22 protein-coding genes are annotated in these 25363 nt (G+C 58.4%); 11 read left to right on the forward strand and 11 right to left on the reverse strand.

Annotated elements, in window-relative coordinates:
• The first annotated feature begins 97 nt into the window (after positions 1–97).
• Together UF78_RS11425 and UF78_RS11430 are read left to right on the forward strand one after the other, a co-directional pair.
• Positions 98–1756 (forward strand): nitrite/sulfite reductase, encoded by a 1659-nt coding sequence (locus UF78_RS11425; RefSeq protein ID WP_045162352.1) that lies wholly within the window; start codon positions 98–100, stop codon positions 1754–1756.
• Positions 1740–2240 (forward strand): DUF934 domain-containing protein, encoded by a 501-nt coding sequence (locus UF78_RS11430; protein ID WP_045162353.1) that lies wholly within the window; start codon positions 1740–1742, stop codon positions 2238–2240. Before UF78_RS11425 ends, UF78_RS11430 begins: the two co-directional genes overlap by 17 nt.
• A 254-nt stretch (positions 2241–2494) precedes the next feature.
• Here UF78_RS11430 and UF78_RS11435 read toward each other — a convergent pair whose 3' ends face one another.
• Positions 2495–3490 (reverse strand): YhdH/YhfP family quinone oxidoreductase, encoded by a 996-nt coding sequence (locus UF78_RS11435; RefSeq protein ID WP_045162354.1) that lies wholly within the window; start codon positions 3488–3490, stop codon positions 2495–2497.
• A 10-nt stretch (positions 3491–3500) separates the two neighbouring features.
• Positions 3501–4526: a protease SohB gene (gene sohB, locus UF78_RS11440; RefSeq protein WP_045162355.1), complete on the reverse strand. Its 1026-nt coding sequence runs from the start codon at positions 4524–4526 to the stop codon at positions 3501–3503.
• Positions 4527–4707: 181 nt separating this feature from the next.
• On the opposite strand from sohB, the gene UF78_RS11445 reads away from it, so the two are divergent.
• From UF78_RS11445 to UF78_RS11460, 4 genes are all read left to right on the forward strand, one after another.
• On the forward strand, positions 4708–5418 hold the full coding sequence (locus tag UF78_RS11445; protein WP_045162356.1) for a histidine phosphatase family protein: 711 nt from the start codon (positions 4708–4710) through the stop codon (positions 5416–5418).
• Positions 5419–5477: 59 nt separating this feature from the next.
• Positions 5478–5792 carry an SCP2 sterol-binding domain-containing protein gene (locus UF78_RS11450; RefSeq protein ID WP_025241974.1) on the forward strand — a complete coding sequence of 105 codons (315 nt, stop codon included), beginning with the start codon at positions 5478–5480 and terminating at the stop codon, positions 5790–5792.
• 244 nt (positions 5793–6036) lie between these two features.
• Positions 6037–7104 carry a phosphotransferase family protein gene (locus UF78_RS11455; RefSeq protein ID WP_045162357.1) on the forward strand — a complete coding sequence of 356 codons (1068 nt, stop codon included), beginning with the start codon at positions 6037–6039 and terminating at the stop codon, positions 7102–7104.
• Positions 7105–7122: 18 nt separating this feature from the next.
• The gene (locus UF78_RS11460) at positions 7123–7899 is read left to right on the forward strand and encodes an SDR family oxidoreductase (RefSeq protein ID WP_268988819.1); all 777 of its coding nucleotides are present in this window, start codon (positions 7123–7125) and stop codon (positions 7897–7899) included.
• Between the two features lie 63 nt (positions 7900–7962).
• Here UF78_RS11460 and UF78_RS11465 read toward each other — a convergent pair whose 3' ends face one another.
• Entirely contained in the window at positions 7963–8610 is a 648-nt protein-coding gene (locus UF78_RS11465; RefSeq protein ID WP_045162359.1) for a hypothetical protein, read from the reverse strand.
• 213 nt (positions 8611–8823) lie between these two features.
• Between UF78_RS11465 and UF78_RS11470 the strand changes: the two genes are divergently transcribed.
• Positions 8824–9606, forward strand: coding sequence for a TSUP family transporter (locus UF78_RS11470; protein WP_045162360.1), 783 nt, complete (start codon positions 8824–8826; stop codon positions 9604–9606).
• Here UF78_RS11470 and nudC read toward each other — a convergent pair.
• From nudC to UF78_RS11505, 7 genes are all read right to left on the reverse strand, one after another.
• Positions 9574–10407: an NAD(+) diphosphatase gene (nudC, locus tag UF78_RS11475; protein WP_045162361.1), complete on the reverse strand. Its 834-nt coding sequence runs from the start codon at positions 10405–10407 to the stop codon at positions 9574–9576. The two genes, UF78_RS11470 and nudC, sit on opposite strands and share 33 nt — an antisense overlap.
• Positions 10407–12089 (reverse strand): hypothetical protein, encoded by a 1683-nt coding sequence (locus UF78_RS11480; RefSeq protein ID WP_045162362.1) that lies wholly within the window; start codon positions 12087–12089, stop codon positions 10407–10409. The genes nudC and UF78_RS11480 overlap by 1 nt, the downstream gene beginning before the upstream one ends.
• 37 nt (positions 12090–12126) lie before the next feature.
• Positions 12127–12939, reverse strand: coding sequence for a crotonase/enoyl-CoA hydratase family protein (locus UF78_RS11485; RefSeq protein WP_045162421.1), 813 nt, complete (start codon positions 12937–12939; stop codon positions 12127–12129).
• A gap of 194 nt (positions 12940–13133) precedes the next feature.
• The gene (locus UF78_RS11490; RefSeq protein WP_045162363.1) at positions 13134–15386 is read right to left on the reverse strand and encodes an Orn/Lys/Arg decarboxylase N-terminal domain-containing protein; all 2253 of its coding nucleotides are present in this window, start codon (positions 15384–15386) and stop codon (positions 13134–13136) included.
• Between the two features lie 118 nt (positions 15387–15504).
• A complete protein-coding gene (gene dnaQ, locus UF78_RS11495) occupies positions 15505–16266 on the reverse strand; it encodes a DNA polymerase III subunit epsilon (protein WP_045162364.1) in 762 nt (253 codons plus the stop codon).
• Positions 16267–16278: 12 nt separating this feature from the next.
• Positions 16279–16731 (reverse strand): ribonuclease HI, encoded by a 453-nt coding sequence (gene rnhA, locus UF78_RS11500; protein WP_045162365.1) that lies wholly within the window; start codon positions 16729–16731, stop codon positions 16279–16281.
• A 20-nt stretch (positions 16732–16751) separates the two neighbouring features.
• Positions 16752–17507, reverse strand: coding sequence for a class I SAM-dependent methyltransferase (locus UF78_RS11505; RefSeq protein WP_045162366.1), 756 nt, complete (start codon positions 17505–17507; stop codon positions 16752–16754).
• Positions 17508–17619: 112 nt separating this feature from the next.
• Between UF78_RS11505 and gloB the strand changes: the two genes are divergently transcribed.
• Both gloB and UF78_RS11515 read left to right on the forward strand, forming a co-directional pair.
• The gene (gloB, locus tag UF78_RS11510; RefSeq protein ID WP_045162367.1) at positions 17620–18399 is read left to right on the forward strand and encodes a hydroxyacylglutathione hydrolase; all 780 of its coding nucleotides are present in this window, start codon (positions 17620–17622) and stop codon (positions 18397–18399) included.
• Between the two features lie 99 nt (positions 18400–18498).
• Positions 18499–20049: a LysM peptidoglycan-binding domain-containing protein gene (locus UF78_RS11515; protein ID WP_080890607.1), complete on the forward strand. Its 1551-nt coding sequence runs from the start codon at positions 18499–18501 to the stop codon at positions 20047–20049.
• A 22-nt stretch (positions 20050–20071) separates the two neighbouring features.
• Here the strand turns inward: UF78_RS11515 and UF78_RS11520 are convergent, their stop codons facing one another.
• Positions 20072–21514 (reverse strand): HDOD domain-containing protein, encoded by a 1443-nt coding sequence (locus tag UF78_RS11520; RefSeq protein WP_423831470.1) that lies wholly within the window; start codon positions 21512–21514, stop codon positions 20072–20074.
• Between the two features lie 142 nt (positions 21515–21656).
• Here UF78_RS11520 and UF78_RS11525 point away from each other — a divergent pair, with 142 nt between their 5' ends.
• Both UF78_RS11525 and UF78_RS11530 read left to right on the forward strand, forming a co-directional pair.
• Complete coding sequence (locus UF78_RS11525) at positions 21657–23486, forward strand: extracellular solute-binding protein (protein ID WP_045162424.1); 1830 nt, start codon at positions 21657–21659, stop codon at positions 23484–23486.
• Positions 23483–25363, forward strand: a complete 1881-nt coding sequence (locus UF78_RS11530) for an extracellular solute-binding protein (protein WP_045162368.1) — start codon at positions 23483–23485, stop codon at positions 25361–25363. Before UF78_RS11525 ends, UF78_RS11530 begins: the two co-directional genes overlap by 4 nt.

Genomic DNA, 25363 nt, shown 5'->3' on the forward strand with positions numbered 1-25363 from the left:
GCGCATAACCGCTAGCTGGTATCGTGCCGCCCTCCCTGAATGGGTGCGCGGCCGTGCGCGCGATAAGCTGTAGACAGCCCTGAGAACAGGACATCCCATGTACGTTTACGACCAGTACGACCAACACATCATCGAGGATCGCGTTCGCCAGTTTCGCGATCAAACCCGTCGCTTTCTGGCGGGTGAACTCGGTGGCGAGGAATTCCGCCCCCTGCGCCTGCAGAACGGCCTGTACATTCAACGCTATGCGCCCATGTTGCGTATCGCGGTGCCCTATGGGCTGCTGTCTTCGACCCAGGTGCGCAAGCTGGCTGAAATTGCCCGCAAGTACGACAAGGGCTACGCCCACATCAGTACCCGGACCAATGTGCAGTTCAACTGGCCGGAACTCGAAGATGTCCCTGAGATTCTCGCCGAGCTGGCAACGGTGCAGATGCATGCGATCCAGACCAGCGGCAATTGCATCCGCAATACCACTACCGACCAGTTTGCCGGTGTAGCCAAAGACGAGCTGATCGACCCACGCCCCTGGTGCGAGATCATTCGCCAATGGTCGACCTTCCATCCGGAATTCGCTTTCCTGCCGCGTAAGTTCAAGATTGCCGTGAACGGAGCCTCGAGCGACCGCGCCGCCATCGAAGTGCACGATATCGGCCTCGAAGCAGTGAACAACGAGGCTGGTGAGCTGGGCTTCCGCGTGTCAGTCGGGGGTGGTTTGGGCCGCACACCGATCGTGGGCAGCTTCATCAACGAATTCCTTCCCTGGCAGCATCTGCTGACCTACCTCGACGCCATCCTGCGTGTGTACAACCGCTATGGCCGTCGCGACAACAAGTTCAAGGCGCGCATCAAGATTCTGGTCAAGGCGCTCACGCCGGAGGTCTTCGCCGAGCGCGTCGAGGCCGAGTGGTCCCATCTCAAAGATGGCCCTAGCACGCTGACCGAAGCCGAAGTCGAGCGCGTCAGCAAATTTTTCGTCGACCCGGCCTACAAGCCTCTGGAAGATCAAAGCGCCGCGCTCGCTCAACTCGATACCGAGCATCCCGGTTTCGCCCGCTGGCGCCAGCGTAACGTGGTGGCACACAAGAAGCCCGGTTACGCAGCCGTCACCCTATCGCTCAAGAGCACCGGAGTGGCTCCAGGCGATGTGACCGATAAGCAGCTCGATACCATCGCCGATTTGGCCGATCGCTACAGCTTCGGTGAAGTGCGCAACTCCCACGAACAAAATATGATCCTCGCAGATGTCGAACAGTCGCGGCTGTTCGAGTTGTGGAGCGAGCTGCGCGAACTGGGCGTCGCCACCCCGAATATCGGCCTGCTGACCGATATCATCTGCTGCCCTGGCGGCGATTTCTGCTCACTGGCCAATGCCAAGTCGATTCCGATCGCCGAAGCCATCCAGCGCCGTTTCGATGATATGGACTACCTGTTCGACATCGGCGACATCGATCTGAACATCTCCGGCTGCATGAACGCATGTGGACATCACCACGTGGGTCACATCGGCATTCTGGGCGTGGACAAGAAAGGCGCCGAGTTCTACCAGGTCTCGCTCGGCGGCAGTTCCGGCCGCAATGCGAGCCTCGGCCAGATACTTGGCCCGTCCTTCGCTCAGGACGTTATGCCCGACGTGATCGAAAAGATCATCGGCGTCTATGTGGAGCAACGTACAGAAGATGAACAGTTCCTCGACACCTTCCGCCGTATCGGCATCGACCCCTTCAAGGAGCGCGTCTATGCAGCGAATCATTAAGGACGGCCAGGTCATCGACGAAACCTGGCATCTGCTACCCAAGGACGTAACGCTTGATGGTCTGTCCAATTGTGACGATCTGATCGTGCCGTTCCAGCTATGGCTCGATCATGCTCATGCATTGAAAGCTCGCGACGGCGGTCTCGGGGTTTGGCTGGACGCCGACGAAGCCGTGGAAGAAATCGCCGACGACCTTGAGCATTTCCAAGTCATCGCACTGAACTTCCCTGCCTTTACCGATGGTCGCCACTACTCCAGCGCTCGCCTGCTGCGCGAGCGTTACGGCTACAAAGGCGAGATCCGAGCCATAGGCGATGTGCTGCGCGATCAACTGTTTTATATGCGTCGTTGCGGTTTCGACGCCTTCGCGGTGCGCGCTGACCGCGACCCCTATGAGGCGCTGGAAGGTTTGAAGGATTTCTCCGTCACCTACCAATCGGCCGTCGATGAACCGTTGCCCTTGTTTCGCCGCCGACAAGGCTGAATCCACGCTCGTGCTGCAATAAAAAAACCGCCTTTCGGCGGTTTTTTATTGATACATCCAGAAGTTGGGGTGCTCGACCTGAAGGACCTCGGTCGGCTGCTTCTTGCCGAATGCTTCGATGATCTTCTCTGCCAGTGCTTTCATGACCCATTCCTGTTGCGTTGGAGTGGCGCTAGCTTCGCTCACTCGATCAACGCAACAAAATCGGTTTTAGCTATGTCATCAATAGCCGGTTAACCGAAGGGGCCACACAGTCAGTCAAGCCGCACAAGTACTCGACCGGCCTGCTGCCCCGCCAGGATTCGCTCGATAGCTGCAGGCAACTCCTCCAACGAAATCTCCTGCACCAGATCATCCAGATTCGGCAATTTCCACTGCACGGACAGTCTGTCCCACATCGACGCTTTGACGACCAGCGGGATTTCCACCGAGTCGACTCCAAGCAGATTCACGCCGCGCAGAATGAAGGGCATGACGTTGGCCTGAAAATTCGTCCCGGCAGTCAGACCGCAACAGGCGACACTGGCGCCACGCCGCAACGATTTGACGACGTTGAAAAGAATTTCGCCACCGACGGTGTCGACCGCGCCGGCCCATTGCTCTTTGAACAAAGGTTTCTCCGCCCCCGCCTGAAGCACACCACGCTCAATGACCTGCGCGGCGCCAAGCCGGGTTAGGAAATCGACTTGATCGGCCTTACCGGTCACCGCAGCGACGCTGTAACCAAGACGGGACAGCAAGGCCACCGCAATACTGCCGACTCCACCCGTAGCACCGGTCACCAAAACTGGCGCATCGGTTGTTGGCTCAAGGCCCGCCAACTCGAGCTTGTCCACGCAGAGTGCCGCAGTCAGCCCTGCCGTTCCAAGCGCCATGGCCTCGCGCAAGGAAAGCCCGGCAGGGCGCTTGATTACCCACGCCGACGGCACGCGAATGAACTGACCGAAACCGCCCGCCGTATTCATTCCAAGGTCATATCCGGTAACGATGACCTCATCGCCCTTGGAAAACTCCGGGACGCTCGATTCGGCAACTGTGCCGGCCGCATCAATGCCCGGTGTGTGCGGAAAGCTTCGGGTAACGCCGCGGTTGCCGCTGGCCGACAACGCATCCTTGTAGTTCAGCGATGAGTAGCTAACGCGAATCAACACCTCACCCACAGGGAGTTCGTCGATGACTCTCTCGACGACACGTGTTTCGAAACGGCCATCGGCATGTTCGCTGGTTTGCAGTGCTTTGAAGCTACCCATCAGTTGCTCCTTATTGCCAGAATCGCTGTTCGTTGAGACGTGTCCAGCCCTTCAGCAAGCCGTGCTCCAAGGTGGCACTCGCCGCCATGCCGAATCGCTCTGGAAGACTTTTTTTCTCCGCATAGTGCAGCTGGAACAGATCCGCCTCGCGGGCGCGAGCAGCCAGATACTCATCGCTCGTCTTCAATTCATCAACGAGCTGCTTGCCAAGAGCGGCGATACCCAGCCAGACCTCACCAGTGGCAACATCGTCGATAGACAGCTGCTGGCGATAGCGGGCGACGAAGTTCTTGAACAGCTCGTGCGTAGTTTCCAGATCGTCTTGGAATTTCTCCCGTCCCTTATCGGTATTTTCACCAAAGATCGTCAGGGTACGCTTGTATTCACCTGCGGTGAGCACCTCGACATCGACATCATGCTTCTTCAGCAATCGATGGACATTGGGCAGCTGCGCTACGACCCCAATGGAGCCGAGAATTGCAAAAGGTGCGCTGAGGATCTTCTGGCCGATACACGCCATCATGTATCCGCCGCTCGCTGCAACTTTGTCGACACACACCGTCAACGGCACACCTGCATCACGGATGCGCACCAGCTGCGAGGCAGCGAGTCCGTACCCGTGGACCATGCCGCCGCCACTTTCCAGACGAAGGACCACTTCGTCCTGTGGCGTGGCCAAGGTCAGCAGTGCAGTGATTTCATGCCGCAGGTTGTCGACGGCCGACGCCTTGATGTCGCCGTCGAAGTCGAGCACGAACACCCGTGGGCGGGTTTCCGGCTTTTTCTTCGCCAGCTTGGCTGCCTTGGCTTCACGCTTGCGCTGCAGTTTGAGTTGATCCTTATCGATCAGCGATTGTTCGAGACGCTCACGCATCGATTTATAGAAGTCGTTAAGTTTATGGACTTCCAGATGGCCACCCGTCTGCTTGCTCCTTCCGCGCCGCAGTGTGGCGAGCGCAGCTAGCACTACCAGCACAGCCGCCACTAGCGTGACGGTCTTAATCAGAAAGCTTGCATAGTCAGCAAGAAATTCCACATATCCTCCTCGGATCACCTACGGTTGCCAGCGGGACACGGCATGGCGTAAAGCGCTCAAGCATACCGATTGCATAGACACCTGAGCCAGCGGAAGCCGATTCAAACAAACGTATGATTTATCGTTGACACTCCTAATCGATCCCCCTACCCTCGCGAAAAACAGGGTCCTGGAGCTGAACATGGGCAGTATTTACCTGATCAGGCATGGTCAGGCGTCATTCGGCGCGGAAAACTACGATGTCCTATCGCCGCTTGGCTTTCGACAGTCAGCAGCCCTGGGAGATTACCTGGAGCAATTAGGTGTTCGTTTCGACCGCTGCGTGAGCGGAGAGTTGAGCCGGCAGCAAGATACCGCTCGGGCCACCCTGGCGCGGATGAGCACTCATGATCTAGATGAATGTCCCATCGAAATCGATTCAGCGTTCAATGAGTTTCACGCTGACGAGGTGATTCGTGCTCACATGGCCGATCTGTTGGCCGTTGAGCCTGACGCGATGCAGATATTCAGCAATGCTGCCAGTCACCGTGCCGAGTTCCAGCGACTGTTCAGTTACGTGATTCATCGATGGGTTTCTGGCGAGCATGAAAAAGCAGGGCTGGAAAGCTGGCAGAGCTTTATCGACCGTGTCCAAAACGGATTGAACCGTTTGCTCGATCAGGCGAACAAAAAGGATCACATCGCCGTTTTCACGTCTGGCGGGACCATCACCGCACTGCTTCAACTGATCATCGGCGTGCCGCCCATCAAGGCGTTCGAATTGAACTGGCAGATCGTCAACACCTCGCTCAGCTGCCTGAAGTATCGCGACAACGACGTAGCGCTGGCTTCGTTCAACAGCCATGTGCATCTGGAACTGCTGAAGAATCCGGAGCTCGTCACCTATCGATAAGCTCCAACCCGACTGCAGCCCGAGGCTGCAATTTCCACGATAAAAAAAGGACATATCCGATGAGCAACGTCGACGACACCATCCAGGGCATGAAAGCCAAGTTCAACCCCAGCGCTGCAGCCGGTCTGGACCTGGTTTTCCAGTTCAATATCACCGACGCGGAAAACTACTATCTGGTCGTTAAGGATGGCACCTGTGACTTTCACAAAGGCGAGTCCGCCGATGCCAACGTTACGCTGATCATGGACAGCGAAACCATGCAGGGCGTCATCAGTGGCGAGACCGACGGCATGCAGGCGTTCATGGCAGGCAAGCTGCGCGCCGAGGGCGACATGATGCTCGCGCTGAAGCTGAGCGAGCTGTTCCCGGCCTAACTTGCCGAGATGTGACGCAAAGGCCGAAGTTTTGCGACTTCGGCTTTTTTGTGCGCTTTTTTAGTGACGTTCAAGCATCAAGCATCGTGATTACATAGCAACACCCCGACCAATAAAGACCGTCTTTGCTTGGTGCTGTCATGGGCGCCCATTAGATTACGGGTGCTGGATGGTCAGCTGGCGTTGCGGAGTACAGCCGCCATGAACCTGCTCATCAAGGCATCGATTACAAGAAGGGACAAGCATGGCGCTAACAGATCAGACCAGCCGCATCCGTGAAGGTGAAGAACTGCCCGCTGCAGTCATCGATCAATACCTCAAAGCCCATATTTCGGGACTGGAAGGCAGCCCGAACATTTCGCAATTTCCGGGTGGCGCGTCCAACCTGACCTACCTCCTGGAGTATCCTCGGCAGGAATTCGTGCTACGTCGCCCACCGTTTGGCCACAGAGCCAAGTCCGCACACGACATGGGCCGCGAATACCGAATCCTCAATCAGCTCAACGCGGGCTTTCCTTACTGCCCGAAAGCCTACGTCCACTGCACTGACGAGGCGCTTATCGGTGCCGAGTTCTATGTCATGGAGCGCGTCCAGGGCATCATCCTGCGTGAAGACATGCCGGCTGAACTCGGATTTACGCCAGAACAGACGACCGCGCTGTGCAAGAGCTTCATCGACCAGTTCGTCGAGCTGCACAACGTGGACTACAGCGCCTGCGGCCTTGGCGACTTGGGCAAGCCCGAAGGCTACGTGCAGCGTCAGATTACCGGCTGGATCGATCGTTACGAGCGGGCCGCCACACCGGATGCCCCTGGTTGGGAACCGATCAAAACCTGGCTGCGCGACAAGATGCCTGCTGACCACCACAAGCCCGGTATCGTGCACAACGACTACCGCTTCGACAATGTCATCCTCAACCCGGAGAACCCGATGGAGATCATCGGCGTGCTGGACTGGGAAATGACCACCATTGGTGACCCGCTGATGGATCTGGGCAATACGCTTGCCTATTGGATAGAAGCGACAGATCCGCCGCCTATGCAACTGATCCGCAAACAGCCCAGCAATGCTCCAGGCATGCTAACGCGCCAGGAGTTCGTCGATTACTACGCCGAGCGTGCCGGCATTCATATCGATAACTTCGACTACTACTACACCTACGGCCTGTTTCGTCTAGCGGCTATCGTGCAACAAATTTACTACCGCTACTTCCACGGCCAGACCCAGGATCAGCGGTTCGCTAAATTCGTTCAAATGAACGCCCTGCTCGAACAAGTAAGCCTGCAGGTCATCCATAAATCGAAGCTGTAATACAGCTCACCAAGAGGAATACAGTTCATGAGCAAAACCACCCTGTTCGACCTGGATGGCAAGATCGCTTTCGTCTCTGGCGCCAGCCGCGGCATCGGCGAGGCCATCGCTAAACTGCTGGCCCAGCAAGGCGCCCATGTCATTGTTTCCAGTCGCAAAATCGAAGGCTGTCAGGCTGTCGCGGATGCAATCGTCGCAGCTGGTGGCAAAGCGACGCCGGTTGCCTGCCACATCGGTGAGCTGGAACAGATTCAAACGGTATTCGCTCAGATTCGCGAGCAATTCGGTCGGCTGGACATCCTGGTCAATAACGCAGCGACCAACCCACAGTTCTGCCACATCCTCGATACCGACGTTTCGGCTTTTCAGAAAACTGTCGACGTGAACATCCGTGGATATTTTTTCATGTCCGTCGAGGCCGGCAAGCTGATGCGTGCAAATGGTGGCGGCAGCATCATCAACGTCGCCTCCATCAATGGCGTGACGCCAGGCAACTTCCAGGGCATCTATTCAGTCACCAAAGCTGCGGTGATCAATATGACCAAGGCGTTCGCCAAGGAATGCGCACCGCAAGGCATTCGGTGTAACGCGCTGCTGCCGGGCCTGACCGACACCAAGTTCGCCTCGGCGCTGGTCAAGAACGACTCGATCCGTGAAGAAGCGCTGCGTCATATCCCGCTGAATCGCGTCGCCGACCCGAGTGAAATGGCCGGCGCCGTGCTGTATCTGGCCAGCGACGCATCGAGCTACACCACAGGCCTGTCGCTCAACGTGGACGGTGGCTACCTCGCCTAACGGGTCTGAAACAAAGAAGGGAACCTCAGGGTTCCCTTTCTTCACTAGCTGAAATCTTCGCCGTTACCAGTCTTTCATCGCCTGTTCCGCTGCAGCGTTTGCCGGTTTCGCCAACAGACCCGTGGGTGCCATCTCAACCGTATAGGTAGCGCCGTCGGCGATCGGTAGAAAGCTCACCCGTCGCGGCTGGGCCTCGAGGACCAGCGGTGCGCACTGACAGCGCTGCAGCCAAGCCCAGAAGTCGACCCCAGCTTGGCTCCGTCCGAGCGCCACATGAGGGTGGCGAGCCTGATCCTGCTGTTCGACGGCGAGGTAGCGACCAGAAAGCTTCTCCAGCCGATAGCCCGATTTCAAACCGATCAGCGTTGCCAGACCTTTCCAATGAAGTGCACGCAGGTCGAGTTGCCAAAGATCACCCTCCAGCGTGACAAAACGGATCTGCTGCCCCTCCTCCACCTTTACTTGATAGCGCTGCTGGCCATCGGCCTGAAACGACAAGGACGCCAACGGTGCACCCTGCTCCAGCGGCTGATAAGTGGTGACGTCCCAGGCGATCAAGCCAATCAGACCACCCAGCGCGAGGACCAGCATACCGACGGTGCCTCGCAGCCACCCCAACAGCCAGCGGCCGCCGACCAGCATACGCACCGCTATCAGCGCAGTGATCAGCGCAAGCAACGCGACAACCACTGCAAGCCCCAGATATTGCATCGCCACATTCCCGAAAATTTGACGGCACATTATCGACAGGGTCACGCAGCGCAGCCAGCAGCAGATGGGGACACTGACTACGAGTCGACATTCTGCTTTGTTGCCTCCTAACGATACGGTGAAACGACGTTTATTAGCTCGCGATTGGCTTGCGGCAACGCAAGCGGCATCATGCGCCGCCTGTCTTCACCAATTTGCTCATGAGTGACGCGCATGCCAATGCTTGAATTCGCCACAGACCCGCTGGTACTGGCCGCTCTGATGGCCGTTGCCTTCTTTGCGGGTTTTATCGATGCGATCGCTGGGGGTGGTGGTCTCTTGACCCTACCCGCATTACTCACGGCCGGCTTACCGCCACATCTGGTTCTCGGCACCAACAAACTGTGCGCGACCTTCGGCTCGGCCACGGCAAGCTTCACGTTTTATCGCCGTAAGCTCTTCGATCCCGGGCAATGGCGATTCGCACTCACGGCTACAGCCGTAGGCGCAGCACTAGGCGCAGGACTGGCGCACTGGATTCCCGCCCGCTGGCTTAATCAAATGCTGCCCTTGGTGGTCTTCGCCTGTGGGTTGTACCTGCTGTTCGGTCGGGTGCCGACCACACCACGAGAAGATTCAGCGCCGATCGGCAAACGCCGACAATGGCCGCAGGGGCTGACGCTGGGTTTCTACGATGGCGTGGCCGGCCCCGGCACCGGCGCCTTCTGGACCGTCAGCAACATGCTGATCTACCCACTGGATCTGCTAAAAGCGAGCGGCGTGGCGCGCAGCATGAACTTCGTCAGCAACGGTGTTGCGCTTGCCGTATTCGTGATCAGTGGCCAGGTTGCCTGGGCATTGGGGATCGGCATGGGGCTCGCATTGATGGTTGGCGCCTACCTGGGGGCACGCACAGCGATCCAAGGTGGATCGAAGTTCATTCGACCGATCTTTATTTCGGTCGTGCTGGCATTGAGCCTGAGATTAGCTTGGCAGCACTGGTTCGGGGCGGCCTGAACGTCGAGCCACATACAAGTCGATCAAGTAGCGGGCAATGGATTTTGGCGCTGGTAGTGCCGGCAGATCGTGGATCGAGAACCAGCCGGCATCTTCGATCTCCTCAGGCTGCATGACGATCTCTCCCGACGCATATTCCGCGTGGAAGCCAAGCATCAACGAGTGCGGAAACGGCCAGCCCTGGCTGCAGATGTAGCGAGGCTCCTGGATCGAAACACCGACTTCCTCATGCACCTCTCGCCGGACGCACTGCTCGACCGACTCGCCAGGCTCAACGAAGCCCGCCAGCGTGCTGTATACACCCGGCGCGAAGCGCGGTGAACGCGCCAGCAGCAATTCATCGCCACGAGTCACCAGAACGATCATGCTCGGAGATATACGCGGGTAATGATGAATGCCGCAACTCTCGCACTGCATTGCCCGCTCTGTCGGATGCTGACGCATCGGGTTGCCACAGCTTCCGCAGAAGCGATGATGATTGGCCCAGGTGCCGATCTGTGCGGCGAAGCCGAGCATACGGAACCTGTCGACATCATCGTCCTGCATCATGAACTGACGCAAGCCCTGCCAGGCTGCACCAGGCACTTCGGCAGGGTGAGCCAGCTCCAACAGAAACACCGGGTCGCCGTCGAAGTAACCCAAGCCCTGCTCACTTATCACAGGTAATTCAAGCCGCTTGAGCCAGCCTCTCGGAAACAGCACACCGTTGGCATCGAAAAGAAAACCCTGCTGACAATGCACAACGGCCCACCCGCCTTCGTTCGCGGGATCGAGCAGTGCAGGCTGCCAGCGAAGGCTCATCAGGCAGCCACCGGAAGACCCAATGCGCGAACGCTCTCGGACGCAATATCCAGCACGCTGGCGCGAGAGTCGTCGCGCCGCAGTATTGCGCCACCGTCGAGGTAGTACTCGAGGCTGGTCAAGGCATCGGCAAGGGTTTCGAGCATCTGCTCTGGAGGCATCTGCACGCCTTCGAGCATCTGCTTCTGAATGAAGTCGGCACAAGCACCGATCAGCTCGGCCGCCCGATCTTGCTCAAGGAAACGCAACCCGCCACGAACCGCCATCAAGCTGAACGGGACGTTAGCCAGATGCAGCTTTTCCCCATTGGACTCCAGATAGGCTGTGATAGCGCGCTTGGCCAACGCCAGGCCCGCGGTCGCTTCGCCGATCACAACAATGCAGGCCTCGGTGAGCTGATGATTGGCGAAGGCTTCAGCTTCCTGGCCCGGTTGGGCAATTGGAGGCCGCGAATCACGGCGCTCGCCGCGCTCCAGGCTTGCCACCATGCTTTCGACATAGAGCACCGCGTCGGCCAGCTTCAGCAGCGCCTGGGAGTCCGGAGCCTGTTCGGCGCTCCAGCCGGCGACCGTGGCAAGCTGAGCGTGCAAGGTACTCGAAGCGGAAGACAGCCCCACCATACCCAGGGTCTTCGCCAGCTTCCCCAACAGACTGTGCAGGTTGGCGTACGATTCGCTCGGAGCCGTCTGCCTTTCGATGAGGTCCAGCAGATCCTTGAGGCTCGCCAGTTCTTCACGAATCGCCGATGACAGCGAACGCATCACTGCCTGACCGGGACCAGCGAGGCGCTGGGACTCGTCCTCGAGCAGATGATCGGTAAAGGGCAGCGGACCAAGCGAGAACGTCTCGCGAACCTGAGTCGCCATGGGCCCGCTGCTTTCCGCCAACGCAACCAGATACAGCAATTCCTTGAGCAGGACACGCGGCGGCTCGTAGGCCGTATTGATGCTGAGTTGTCGAAGCTCACGGTCGAGCCGGGAAAACAGTTGCTTGCGTGACTGACGCGGCAGCAGCTGGCCATCCAGCTGGGCCTCCAACGCCGCACTGCCCAACCAGCATAGGCGGCCAGCAGGAGTATTGGCGAACAGCAGATCCAATCGACTGAGGGCTCGCGCCATGAGCTTGAGGCTCGCGGCAGCATTATCTTCACGAATGAAACCCAGCAGACCGACCTGATACATCTGTCGTAAGCGTCGTGCTTCGGTCATCCGCGCGGCAGGCTCTCGCACTGCCGCCACCACTGGTGGTCGCGCATGATCGAGTCGGGCACTGAAGAAGAAACTCTCGGGTAACGGGGACTGTGCACTGACGAGCCGCAGCGCGTTGATCGGCGGCAGGAGCAGTTCCGGCATTTCCTGACGGCTGGCATCAACACTTTCAAGATAGCGCCCGAGCACATACAGGGCATTGCTCAGCGCTGCCAGCTGAGTATCCCGTTCTTCGCCTGCGCCAACCGGAATATCGGTGGCGAGCTGGAGTATTTCCTGCGCCAGCAACTCGGCCCCGGTCAATTCGATGAGATTGAGTGTCCCCCGAACCTGCTTGAGATTTTCCACGGCCTGTTGCAGCAGACTTCCGTTGTTCCGATCAATGATGAAATGCTCGAGGCTCTGCTCGGCTTCCTCCATGGTTGCGAATAGTTCATCGCGGACCAGGCTGAGTGAAGTAGCTCCGGTAACCATGCCTAGCGCGCCTCCCGCGCAACGTTTAGATGATGCATCAGTCGGAGAAATCCGGTTTCTGTTTGCTCATATGGGCAGCCATGGCCACCTTGAGGTCTGCCGACTGAAGCATTGCAGCATTCCAGGTGGCAATGTACTCGAGACCGTCATCGACGCGGTGATCGCGCATATAGCGGATCATTTCCTTGGTGCCGCGAATCGCCACCGGCGACTTCGCAGCGATGTCAGCTGCCAGAGCGAACACCGCGGCCATCAGCTTCGGCTGATCAGGATAGGCTCGATTCACCAATCCTATGGCCTGCGCTTCCTGGCCTTCAACGGTGCGTCCGGTATAAGCCAACTCTCGCATCATTCCATCGCCGATGATTCGCGGCAGCCGTTGCAGTGTTCCGACATCAGCCGCCATGCCCATGTCGATTTCCTTGATGGAGAATTGCGCGTCGAGCGTGCTGTAACGCATATCGCAAGCAGCGATCAGATCGATCGCACCGCCTATGCAATATCCTTGGATGGCTGCGATAACCGGCTTGCGGCAGTTGTCCACGGCATTGAACGACGCTTGCAGCTTGAGAATCTGACGGCGCAGGCGCTCGGCGTTGCGTCCGACATCATTCCCCATCTGGGTTGCGGCTTGCGCTAACAACTGCAGATCGATACCGGCCGAAAAATGTTTACCCTCGCCTGAAAGCACCACTACACGGACATCGTCCGTATCGTCGATCCACTCGAAAATATCGACAATCTCACTCCAGAACGCAGCGTTCATGGCATTGACCTTGTCAGGTCGATTGATCGCTACATGGGCGATCTTGTCCTTCAACTCCACACGGAAGGCTTGGTACTCAGTCACGCTATCATCCTCGACAGCCGAGGCACTCATGTGCCTTAAACAGGTTGGACAGGCCCTTCGCAGGGACTGTTCTCAGCCGAACAACTATAACAACAGCCGGGTGAAAGTCGATGCGGGACGTTGTGAAGCAGCCCACGCCCTTGCACATCATCGGCTTTGACATCTCGCGATAGCAGGTCAATACCAAGTATTGCCTATTCCTCAAGGATGCAATCGACCGTATACCGCGTTCCCCCAGCATGCTCTTCGTGCTGCAGCCCATGCACATCGGCGTCGAATCCGGGGAAGCGGGCGGCGAAGCGTTGGGCGAAAGCAAGGTAGTCGAGTATTGAGCGCGTTTCGGGAGTAAACCGCTCGCCCGGCATGATCAGGGGAATACCTGGCGGGTACGGCACCAACATTACCGCGGCAATACGGCCCTCCAGCGCTTCGATGGGTACAGCTTCGACCTCTCCCCGAACCAGCTTGTCATAGGCATCGGCCGGTTTTATCGCCAGCGCCGGCAGCGCCGTATACATCCGCCGCATGGCTTTTGCGGTGGCGTTGTCGCGGTAGCACTCGTGCAAGGAGTCACACAGGTCGCGCAACCCCATCCCGGCGTACTGGCTGCCGCCGGTCTGCCCGACGGTGGGCAACGCGTCGCATAACGGGACGTTATCGTCGTAGTGCCTTTTGAACTCCAGTAACTCGGTTAGCAACGTGCTCCATTTGCCCTTGGTGATGCCCATGGAAAACAGCACCAGAATCGAATAAAGACCAGTCTTTTCGACGACCAGCCCCCGCTCCCAGAGAAACTTGCTGACAACCGCTGCGGGAATGCCCCGCTCACTCAGCCTACCGCCAGCAGTGAGGCCAGGTGTGACCAGCGTGACCTTGATGGGGTCAAGCAATACGTAGTCATCCGCCACATCACCGAAACCATGCCAGTCCGCTTCCGGCTGCAGCAGCCAGTCAGCGGTAACCAGTTCGTCCGCGCCATCCGCCGCGGTGGGTTGCCAGATACTGAACCACCAATCGTCCGGCGCCAGATGCTGACGGAGATTGGCCAGTGCACGACGGAAACTTAGTGCCTCGTCGAAGGTTTCCTGTATCAACGAGCGCCCGGCGGGGCCTTCCATCATCGCCGAAGCCACATCGAGCGAGGCAAGAATGCCGTACTGCGGCGACGTCGAGATATGCATCATGAACGCTTCGTTGAAGCGATCCCGATCCAACTGTCGCTGCTGACTGTCGAGCACATGGATCATCGAGGCCTGGCTGAAGGCCGCCAATACCTTGTGCGTCGAATGCGTGGTGAACACCAGCGGCCCCTGCTCGCGCGTATCCATCCCATAGCGGCCATCGTAGAACTCGTGAAAGGCCGCATAGGCATACCAGGCCTCATCGAAGTGCAAGACATCGACACTGTTGCCCAGGGTGCGCTTGATCAGATTGGCGTTATAACAGAGCCCGTCGTAAGTGGAATTGGTGACGACGGCCAGTCTGACTCGTGGCGGTCTCCCGCGCGCTAGCGGGTTGGCATCGATCTTGGCCTGAATCGATTCCGGGGAAAACTCCTCGAGAGGAATCGGACCGATAATGCCGAGCTCGTTGCGCGAAGGCGTCAGGTAGAGCGGAATCGCCCCGGTCATGATGATCGAATGCAGTATCGATTTGTGGCAGTTGCGGTCCACCAGGACCAGGTCATCCCGCGCCACCATCGAGTGCCAGACGATCTTGTTCGCGGTCGACGTTCCGTTGATGACGAAAAAAGTATGGTCCGCACCGAAATTGCGCGCCGCCCGAGCTTCGGCTGCGGCCAGCGGCCCCGTGTGGTCGAGCAGCGAGCCGAGCTCCGGCACCGAGACCGACAGATCGGAACGCAGGGTGTTCTCGCCGAAGAATTGATGGAAAGCCTGGCCGACCGGGCTCTTGCGAAACGCAACGCCACCGCCATGACCCGGAGTGTGCCACGAGTAGTTGGAATCGCCGGTGTGCTGAACCAGTGCGCGGAAGAACGGAGGCAGCAAGCCGTCCAGATAGCTCCGGGCGGCCCGCGCGACTTGTCGTGCAAGGAACGGAACAGTGTCTTCGAACAGGTAGAGCAGCCCGCGCAGCTCGTTCAGGTCTGCCATCGCTTCGGCCGGGGCATTCTCGATAGTGATCTGCTCACCAAGCGCGAAGATCGGCAATTGTGGCGCGCGCCGCCGTGCGACGCGAATAAGTCCCACCACGTCCTGCAGCAGCCGCTGATTCTCACCGGCACCCTCGGCAGCGACCAGAATACAGGCGAGTCCGTGGTGCGTAGAAGCGACGATGCGACCTTCGGCAGCGCTACCCGTGGGAAGAATATGGAAGCCGTCCCGTTCGAGCTCGGCAGCGATCTCGCGGACACGCTCGCCAGCGACGGTATCGGCTTTGATATCGCGGTGAACGATGAGGATGGGAAACTTGAGGTCTTTATACATGGGTGCTTCCTGGAGGCGTACTCCCCCCAGCGTAGAAGGTCCGCCCTCAAGCACCAAGCGTGAAATGCGATGGCGCCGAGTCGACGCGACAATAGGCGCGTCAGACAGCGCCGACGGATCAGGCCGGCAAGGCTTCAGTCTCGATCTCAGAGGATTGTTCCAGCTGCACCCAGAGCGGCGCCGCACCCGCAGCCTTTTCGATCGCTTGCATGCGTGCCGCATGCGCGGCGACTTCTTCGGCACTGGCGCGAATGACCAGCGTGCCGGGACGATCAGCCGGCAACCGACGGATTGGCGTTGCCTGCTGCCGACCGCCGTTTTCAGACTCGGCGCCCTCACCTGCTAGGGACAGATTGGTCTGCCCGCCGGTCATGGTCAGGTAGACGTCGGCGAGAATCTCGGCGTCGAGCAGCGCGCCGTGCAGGTCGCGACCGGAGTTGTCCACGCCATAGCGTTTGCAAAGCGCATCGAGGCTGTTGCGCTGACCCGGATGGCGCTCGCGCGCCATTAACAATGTATCGAGAACGCTACAGTGGTCGCTCAGCTCGGCACGGTCCTGCTGCCCGAGCAGGGCGAACTCGTTATTGATGAAGCCAACGTCGAACGCTGCGTTATGAATGATAAGTTGCGCGCCTTTGATGAAATCGAAGAACTCATCGGCGACATCCTTGAACCTGGGCTTATCGGTCAAGAACTCATTGGTAATACCGTGAACGGCGATGGCACCCTCGTCCACCTCACGGTCCGGCTGAAGGTACACGTGATAATGCCGCCCCGTGAGGCGTCGGCCGATGACTTCGACACAGCCGATCTCGATGATCCGGTGCCCATCGGTCACCGGCATGCCAGTGGTTTCGGTGTCCAGCACTACGCTACGCATGTTTCAACTCACTCAAGCGGTTTGTCGTTTAGCCTGTACTACGCCGCGATTGGCCAGCAGATCGGCGCGTTCGTTTCCCGGGTGGCCGGTATGCCCGCGCACCCATTGCCAGCTCACTTGATGGCGATTGACTTGCTCATCGAGCTGGCGCCACAGATCGGCGTTCTTTACCGGCTGCTTGGCAGCGGTTTTCCAACCCCGTTTCTTCCAGTTGGGCATCCAGTCGTTGATGCCTTGCATGACGTACTGGGAGTCGGTCACCAGCTTGACCTGGCAAGGCCTTTTCAGCTCTTCCAGTGCACGGATAGCTGCCATCAGCTCCATTCGATTATTGGTGGTTTCCGCTTCGCCGCCCCACAGCTCGCGCTCAACGCCCTTGTAAACAAGCAGCGCACCCCAACCACCGGGACCCGGATTACCCTTGCAGGCGCCATCCGTGTATATCTCGACCGTTTCATCACTCATGAAGGATTATTTGCCTAATTTTACTGTTCGGCATCACGGCGACTGACCTTTGCCACAGGCATTGGCAGCAGCTGACCCATACGCTCGCGACGGCTCTGTCGCAGAGGTCGCAGGCCCACCATCAGCTTTCGCGCCACCAGCAGATAGAAACCGCCGGTCGGCATCTGCAGTCGCTGGCCGACGATGTCCAGGCCGGACAATCGTGTCTGCCACTGACCCGAGGAAAGCGGCGGACAATAGCATCCGAACCGACGTTTCTCCAGCGCGAATCCAAGCAGGTTCAACCAGTCCCCGACGCGTGTGGAACGGATGCAGCGAGCACGACGAAAGGCCTTGCGTGACACCAGGCGCGTCGCTCCCCAAGCACTCCACGGATTGACTCCAACGATCAACAAGTGCCCGCCCGGCCTGACGCTACGCGCCGCCTCGCGCAGCAAAGCGTGTGGCGACAGACTGAAATCAAGGCCGTGCTGAACCACCACGACGTCGGCGGCGTGCTCACCGATCGGCCAGCTCTGCTCTTCGCAAACGATCTCGACGCCCGCCAACGGTGGCCCCAATCGCACACTACGCTTGATCTTCTGCGGCTCGATTGGCGTATTGGCGAACGGTCCGTAATGCACCAGGTAGCTGCCGAAGCAACGCGACAATTCCTGACTGATCACCCACTCTTCCTGCTGCAACAGCTGTCGACCCGTTGGGCTATCGAACCAGGCACTCGCCTCGTTCATCAGCGACAGCCAATCTTCATCCGACTTGGTACAAGACTCACTCATGGCTAGCCTCCATTCATCGGCTGGGTCGGTCAGATCGGAGCTACCGGCCGGTTCAACTTTCCGATATCGCTGTTAGGATGCGCTTTTGCTAATGACTTGGCGACCCGTACATATGTTGAAGATAGAAGCTCTGCCGGCCTTCACTGACAACTACATATGGATGCTGCTGGATCCTCAAAGCCGCCTTTGCGCGGCGGTGGACCCGGGTGAATCGGGCCCCGTCCAGCGCTGGCTGGATGCCCGTCCCGACTGGCGCCTGACCGATATTCTGATCACCCACCACCACCACGATCACGTTGGCGGCGTGCAACAACTCAAGGCCACGCATGGGGCGAAGGTCCATGGGCCGGCTGCAGAGAATATTCCTGGCAAGGACAATGCGCTGGCTGATGGGCAGCGTATCCGCGTCCTCGACCAGGAGCTGGAGGTGATCGAAGTGCCCGGGCATACCAGCGGCCACATCGCCTACTTTCACGACAACGCAAAGGAGCCATGGCTATTGAGCGGCGACACTTTGTTCGCCGCAGGCTGCGGCCGCCTTTTCGAGGGCACCGCAGCCCAGATGTTCAACTCTCTGCAACGACTGGCGGCGCTGCCCGCGTCCACCCGGGTGTACTGCGCTCATGAATACACACTGAGCAATCTGCGATTTGCCCAGGCAGTGGAGCCGGACAACCAGGAAATCGCAGGGCGCATCGAACAGGTCATTCGTTGGCGTGAGGCAAAACGCATTACCCTTCCCACTGACATGCGCATCGAACAGGCTACCAACCCGTTCCTGCGCAGCACCGAACCCACCGTCGCGGCTGCAGCAAGTCGCCATGCCGGCCGTCAATTAACCACGCCAGAAAGCGTATTCACGGCATTGCGCACCTGGAAAGACAGCTTCTGACTAAGTCGACCAGTCTCCAAAAACCAAGGCACCGGGTTGACCCACCGGAACGGCATTCCTACACTCCCTCGAATTTTGCGCTAGGGAAACCTTCAGCCAATGCCGTCTGACTCATCAAATAGCCCTCATCCGGACGCCTTGGCAGCCTCCGGCCGGGCCCTGGCGCTGGCCATCTGTCTCGTTATCACCGGCTGCCAAAGCACCGGTTCGCGCACCTCGCCAGACCGCGAAGCTCAAACACGACCTGAACCTCAGGTCCAGGACACACTGTGGCTCACGGACGTGAAAACCGCCGCGCCGACCCACTCGGACGTCTGGGATCGCATGCGGCAGGGCTTCAAACTGCAGGATTATCTGGACAGCAACCCTCGCATCGAGCAACAGCGCCTGCTTTTCTCAAGTCGCCCACAGTCCATCGAGGCGGCCAGCGAGCGAGGTAGCCCCTACATTCACTATATCGTCGAGCAATTGGAAGAGCGGGATATGCCGCTCGAGCTGGCGCTACTGCCTATAATCGAGAGTTCCTACAACCCCTTTGCCTATTCTCCAGCCCAGGCGGTAGGCCTATGGCAATTCATTCCTTCGACCGGTCGCCACTTTAATCTGCAACAAACCAGCTGGTACGACGGCAGGCGCGACATCACCGCCTCTACCACCGCCGCATTACGCTATCTGACCTACCTGCACGGCTTGTTCAATGACGACTGGCTACTGGCGCTGGCAGCTTATAACGCGGGCGAAGGAACCGTCAGCCGGGCCATCGAGCGCAACCAGAAGCTCGGCTTGCCGACCGACTACTGGAACCTGCCTCTGCCCCGCGAAACGCGCGACTACGTACCCAAGCTGCTGGCGCTCTCGCAGATGGTGCAAAGCCCCGAAGCATATGGCCTCAACCTGACTCCGATCGCCAACGAGCCCTATTTCGAAGTGGTCGCGCTGAAACAACGCATGGATCTCGCCAGGGTCGCCAAAATGGCGGATCTCGAAGAAGACGAAATCTATCAGTTGAACCCCGCGTTCACCCGTCGCATTACGCTGGACGGCCCACAACATCTCCTCGTTCCAAGCGCTAAGGCCGAGATGTTCGCCGCCAATCTAGCAATGATGAAACCGCAAGATCTGGTTGATTGGCAGCAATACAAGGTCCGCCCGGGCGACACGCTTGGCGCAATCGCCAACAGGCACCGCCTATCGGTCAACATCATTCGTGATATCAATCGTCTTCGAGGCGATCGCTTGCAGATCGGGCAGGTCCTGAGCATCCCGCAGTCGGCCGGAACGGGACAATCTCGCGAACTCCTGCATGCCGTAGCGCGGAGCCAACCGGCACCGCGCAGCTATCGGGTCCGCAAGGGTGACAATCTCTGGGATATCGCCAAGACCCAAAAAGTCTCGGTTCATGATCTGCAGCGCTGGAACAACCTTTCAGGCAGCAACATCAAGGTAGGTCAAGCACTGTTTTTACAGGCTGCCGGCGGCAACCAACGGGCTAACCCGAGGCCGACCTATTACAAGGTCAAGAAAGGTGACTCACTTTACGAGATCGCCAAGCGTTTCAATGTCCAGATCAATCACCTGAAAACCTGGAATCCCAGGGACAGCGCGCTGCTCAAGCCAGGCCAGACCCTCACGCTGTATATCCCCCAGTAATTCGCCTGGGCAAGGCGCCCCCTTAGCGCCTGCCCAGCGCATCGAGACAACGCCCGGCCAGCTGTGTGAATCGCTGGAAAGCAACGAACTGCTCATGCTTCAGCGCGCGACCGGATATCCGATTGTCAGCGTAGAGCACACCGATCTCGCGCGCGCCCGCCATCAACGGCGCAATGAAAAACATTCCTTTACCCAACTGCTGGCGAAGCGGCAAGGTCACCATTTCCTCAAGGTTATAGCTAGCTGGCACCCCCATCCATAGCGGCTGGCGTTGACGAAGCACGTAGCTGAAAATGTGCGATTGACCCGATGGATCGACAGGCAAGACGAAGGTGTCAAGCCAGGATTGGGTATGCTCCCCCGCAACGCGCTTGGCGCGGAACGCAGTTTGGTGATCGGCCAGAACAGTCAGCATCACGCGCTCCAGCCCTGCTCCTTCATGCAGCCCCTTGAGCAACGCATCGAGAATCAGCCCGACGTCACCGCGACTCGCAGCCATCATTCCAAGGTCCTGCATGGCCTGTTGCATCAGCAACAGATTCGGTTGCAAAAGGCTAGCTGCGCGTTGCGCCTGTTGCAGCTGCACTTGCTCAGGATCGGTTGACGGAATCAGCTTGCACAGCCGGCTGGCCCCGAACGTCGCCGCCACGTTGACGGCTTCATCCGCGCTGGCAAGGACCTGTTGCATCGCGTCTGCTTCAGATATACCGCTGAACTCGGCAAGCTCCTTGACCAGGCCTTCCATCTCCGGACACCCCCAACCGTTCAAGGCTGCCGAACCAATGCGAACACCCAGGCTGACCGCGTGCACCGCGGGGTCACGCAGATTCGCCGATCCGTGAGCAAAACTGGCGAGTTCACCGATATTCCAACTTTTAATCAGCCCCAGGTTCAGCTGGCGAAAACTGGTGCCAAGCACTCGCTCGACAGCCTGATCATGATCCGCATCGCTAGCCGCGAGAGCCTCACCAAGCTCGTCGGCCTGCTTGCCACCGCAGCCCCAGAAGGCAAGTTCACCCACTTCATGAAGCAGTGCTGCAATGAAAACTTCCTCCTCGTGCTTCGTCAGTACGTAACCGGCGATATTGCGTGCTTGCACGGCAGCGTGAAACGAGCGTGCCAGCAGTTCCTGCAATTGTTGGCGCGGCGCGCGATCGAGCAGGCCATCGATCAGGCTGACCGAAAGACTGATCAAGCGAACATTGTCGAAGCCGATCATGACGATGGCACGCGAGATGGTCTTGATGGTTTCCTGCGACGGATTGTAGTAACTGCTATTGCCGACACGAAGCACCTTGGAGGTCAGCGCAGCGTCGCGCAATAGCACGTCCGCAAGCTGCTGCACGGACGCATGTTCCTGCTCCGTGAGGCGCTGCAGATCCTGCACGACCGCCGCCAGCGCGGGCAGCTCAGACTGGTTCAAGCGGTCTATCCAAGACTGCAGGCCATAGCTCGTTTCACTCAAAATCTGCGACCTCACCCTGTGACCGGGCGGCTAGTAAGGAAAGGCAGTTTGCCCAGATAGTCGGCCTTTTTCCAGCGGATACAAGCTGTTACTGTACTCCGCCGAAAAGACCGAAAGCGCCATGGATCGGATTCACCGTTTGATGCGACCCATCCTATTGTTATTAAGCTGTCTGGGATTGAGCTTTCCGTCGTTCGCGACTATCAGCGAGAGCCACGGTTATGCGCAGTTTGGGACTCTGAAATATGCGGAAGGCTTCACTCATTTCGACTGGGTGAACCCCGATGCGCCGAAGGGCGGCCGAGTGCAACTGATGGCGTCCGGCACATTCGACACGCTCAACCCTTATACTTTCAAAGGGACCAGTCCAAGCGCGACGCCGGGCTTCTTCCAGTACGGCATCAGCGAATTGAATGAACCGTTGATGGTGGGCACCGGTGTTTACGATCCGTCCGGCGACGAACCGGCTTCGGCGTACGGACTTATCGCCGAGACGATCGAGTACAGCGATAACCATAGTTGGGTAGTGTTCAATCTGCGCGACTCGGCCCGCTTTCATGATGGTCACCCGATCACGGCTTATGACGTGGCCTTTTCCTATCGTTTGCTGATCAAGGATGGCCACCCTCGATACCGCACCGATCTAAAAGGTATCAAGCGCGTCGATATTCTCAATAGCCACCGAATTCGCTTCGTGTTCGACAAACCGGATCAGCCATTGCTGATCATGCGCCTCGGCGAACTACCGGTACTGCCGCAACATTATTGGAAAGACCGTGACTTTCGCGCCACCACCTTCGAGCCGCCACTCGGCAGCGGTCCGTACCGCGTCAGCAATGTCCAACCGGGACGTAGAGTGAGCTTCGAGCGCGTGAAGAACTGGTGGGGTGCCAATCTTCCTGCCAACCGCGGAAAGTACAACTTCGATCGGATCGATGTAGAGTTTTACCGCGACACGACGGTCGCGTTCGAAGCCTTCAAGGTTGGCGAGTTCGATTTCTATATTGAGCATCAGGCGAAAAACTGGGCCAACGGTTATCAGTTCCCGGCGGTTCTTCGTGGTGATGTGATCCGTGCGGAGATTCCGCATCAGATCCCCACCCAGACGCAAGCACTGTTCATGAACGGGCGCCGGCCGGTATTTGCCGACATCAAGGTCCGTCAAGCACTGGGCATGCTGTTCGACTTCGAATGGACCAACCGCGCCCTGTTCTATGGCGCCTATCAGCGCAGCGAAAGCTACTATCCGAACAGTGAGTTCTCCGCGACCGGCACACCAGAAGGAGGCGAATGGTTGCTGCTATCGCCTTTCCGAGACCAACTACCGGCGCACCTGTTCACCGAACCGTTCGCGCTGCCGAAGACAGATGGGCGCGGTATTCCGCGAGACACCTTGCGCAAGGCGCTGACGTTGCTTGGCCAAGCCGGCTGGAAACTGACTCCTGACGGTCTTCGCAACAAGGCAGGCCGCGCTTTTAGGTTCGAAATCCTGCTGGTCAATCCGGGACTCGAGCGTATCCTCCAACCCTATGTGGAGAACCTGGCGCGCATCGGCATCCATACCCGCTTGCGCAGCGTTGACGGCGCGCAGTACAAGCAGCGCCTGGATCAGTACGATTACGACATGATTTTGACCACGCTGGCCCAGAGCCTCAGCCCGGGGCTCGAACAGTGGCTGTATTTCCATTCCAGTCAGGTGAACATCAAGGGAGGCCGCAACTATGCGGGTGTCGCCAACCCGGTGGTCGACCGGCTGCTTGAGAAACTGCTTGCAGCCAAGACCCGGGAAGAACAGATTGCCGCAGCACGCGCAATCGATCGGGTCCTGCTCTGGAACCACTACATCATCCCCAACTGGTACATCAGTTACCACCGCCTGGCATATCGCAATCGGTTCGCGCATGTCACCACACCGCCTTATACCCTCGGGCTGCGTGCGTGGTGGTTGAAGGACCTGGAGAAGGCTCAATGACAAAAAACGCACGACTGTCGATCTTGCATGCAGGCGTCCTGGCCTTCCTTTGTCTGGTAAACACAATCGAGGCAGCGCCACGGCATGCGCTGACGCTGTACGGCGAAGAGCCCAAGTACCCCGCGGATTTCTCCCATTTCGATTACACCAACCCGGACGCCCCCAAGGGCGGAACCCTGCGCCAGGCAGGCTTCGGCAGTTTCGACTCATTCAACCCCTTCATCAGCAAAGGCGTAGCCGCTGATGACATCGGCCTTATCTATGACACCCTGACAACCAACAGTCTGGATGAGCCCTTTACGGTATATGGCCTGTTGGCGGAAAAAATAGAGAAGGGGCCGAAAAACGAGTGGGTACGTTTTTACCTGCGCCCCGAAGCGCGCTTCCACGACGGCGAGCCGGTAACGGCCGAGGATGTCGTGTTCACCTTCGAAACCTTGCTCAGCAAAGGTGCGCCGCATTATCGCGGCTACTACGTCGATGTCGAAAAAGCCGTAGTCGAGGGTCCCCGTCGCGTTCGTTTCGATTTCAAGCACGCAGGTAATCGTGAGCTGCCATTGATATTGGGACAACTTCCGGTCCTGCCGAAGCACTGGTGGGAGGAAAGAGACTTCACCTCAGGCAGCATGGAGCCACCCCTGGGCAGCGGCCCCTATCGCATCGAGCATTTGGAAGCCGGCCGTTCGATACGCTATGCCCGCGTCGAGGATTACTGGGGCAAGGACCTGGCGGTCAACCGGGGCTTATATAACTTCGATCATGTGCACTTCGACTACTACCGCGATAACACGGTGGCACTGCAAGCCTTTAAGGCTGGGCACTTCGACTACTGGTTCGAAACTAGCGCGAAGAATTGGGCCACCGCTTACGATATCGATGCAGTCAAAGGCGGGCGAATCATCAAGGAGGAGATCGCCAATCGGAACCCGCAAGGCATGCAGGGTTTCATCTTCAATACCCGCAGGAAACGCCTGCAGGACGTCCGAGTTCGAGAAGCACTTTCGCTGCTATTCGACTTTGAATGGACCAACCGGCAACTGTTCAACGGCGCCTATACCCGTACGGCCAGCTATTTCGACAATTCCGAGCTGGCTGCGTCCGGGCTGCCCAGCGAGGAAGAGCTGAAATTGCTCGAACCCCTACGCGGCCAGATACCCGACGAAGTGTTCGAAAAGCCCTTCAAGCTGCCTCAGACCAATGCCGATGGCATGATTCGGGAGCAGCAGCGCAAAGCGTATGAGTTGTTCACCGCTGCGGGATGGAAGATCGAAAACGACCGCATGGTCGATGCCGATGGGAAACCGGTCAAATTCGAGTTTCTGCTGTTTCAGGCCGATTTCGAGCGCGTACTCTTACCCTACAAGCGCAACTTGGCCAGCCTGGGCATCGATCTGGAGATTCGCCGCGTCGACGTCTCGCAGTACGTCAATCGACGCCGCTCGCGTGATTACGACATGATCGTTAGCGGCTTCGGCCAATCGAACTCACCGGGTAACGAGCAACGCGGATATTGGCATTCGACAAGTGCCGACAACCCTGGAAGCTTAAACTTCATTGGTCTCAAGGACCCCGCCATCGATACGCTGGTAGAAAAGCTGATCGCCGCCGACTCCCGTGATGAGTTGATCACCCGAACGCGAGCGCTGGATCGTGTGCTGCTCTGGGGTCACTACGTAATTCCAAACTGGCACATCAAAACTTGGCGTGTCGCCTATTGGAATCATCTGGCGCATCCGGAGATCACACCCGATTACGACATCGGTCTCATGACCTGGTGGGAAAAACCCGACGTAAAGAGGCCAACGCCGGAGCCGCCCGCAAACCAGGCCGACGCGCCGATCGTCTCTAAGCGCCCCTCCTCCGGGACGGAGCGCTAA

The organism is Stutzerimonas stutzeri (assembly GCF_000952685.1).
Classification (GTDB): Bacteria; Pseudomonadota; Gammaproteobacteria; order Pseudomonadales; family Pseudomonadaceae; genus Stutzerimonas; species Stutzerimonas stutzeri_E.

Coding starts and splice junctions, on each gene's coding strand:
- UF78_RS11435 (WP_045162354.1), bottom strand. CDS start 3,490: ATGGGTAGCTTCAAAGCACTGCAAACCAGCGAACATGCCGATGGCCGT.
- UF78_RS11425 (WP_045162352.1), top strand. CDS start 98: ATGTACGTTTACGACCAGTACGACCAACACATCATCGAGGATCGCGTT.
- UF78_RS11445 (WP_045162356.1), top strand. CDS start 4,708: ATGGGCAGTATTTACCTGATCAGGCATGGTCAGGCGTCATTCGGCGCG.
- UF78_RS11480 (WP_045162362.1), bottom strand. CDS start 12,089: ATGGTTACCGGAGCTACTTCACTCAGCCTGGTCCGCGATGAACTATTC.
- UF78_RS11505 (WP_045162366.1), bottom strand. CDS start 17,507: ATGAGTGAGTCTTGTACCAAGTCGGATGAAGATTGGCTGTCGCTGATG.
- UF78_RS11455 (WP_045162357.1), top strand. CDS start 6,037: ATGGCGCTAACAGATCAGACCAGCCGCATCCGTGAAGGTGAAGAACTG.
- UF78_RS11490 (WP_045162363.1), bottom strand. CDS start 15,386: ATGTATAAAGACCTCAAGTTTCCCATCCTCATCGTTCACCGCGATATC.
- rnhA (WP_045162365.1), bottom strand. CDS start 16,731: ATGAGTGATGAAACGGTCGAGATATACACGGATGGCGCCTGCAAGGGT.
- UF78_RS11465 (WP_045162359.1), bottom strand. CDS start 8,610: ATGCAATATCTGGGGCTTGCAGTGGTTGTCGCGTTGCTTGCGCTGATC.
- gloB (WP_045162367.1), top strand. CDS start 17,620: ATGTTGAAGATAGAAGCTCTGCCGGCCTTCACTGACAACTACATATGG.
- UF78_RS11525 (WP_045162424.1), top strand. CDS start 21,657: ATGCGACCCATCCTATTGTTATTAAGCTGTCTGGGATTGAGCTTTCCG.
- UF78_RS11515 (WP_080890607.1), top strand. CDS start 18,499: ATGCCGTCTGACTCATCAAATAGCCCTCATCCGGACGCCTTGGCAGCC.
- dnaQ (WP_045162364.1), bottom strand. CDS start 16,266: ATGCGTAGCGTAGTGCTGGACACCGAAACCACTGGCATGCCGGTGACC.
- UF78_RS11430 (WP_045162353.1), top strand. CDS start 1,740: ATGCAGCGAATCATTAAGGACGGCCAGGTCATCGACGAAACCTGGCAT.
- UF78_RS11450 (WP_025241974.1), top strand. CDS start 5,478: ATGAGCAACGTCGACGACACCATCCAGGGCATGAAAGCCAAGTTCAAC.
- nudC (WP_045162361.1), bottom strand. CDS start 10,407: ATGAGCCTTCGCTGGCAGCCTGCACTGCTCGATCCCGCGAACGAAGGC.
- UF78_RS11530 (WP_045162368.1), top strand. CDS start 23,483: ATGACAAAAAACGCACGACTGTCGATCTTGCATGCAGGCGTCCTGGCC.
- UF78_RS11470 (WP_045162360.1), top strand. CDS start 8,824: ATGCCAATGCTTGAATTCGCCACAGACCCGCTGGTACTGGCCGCTCTG.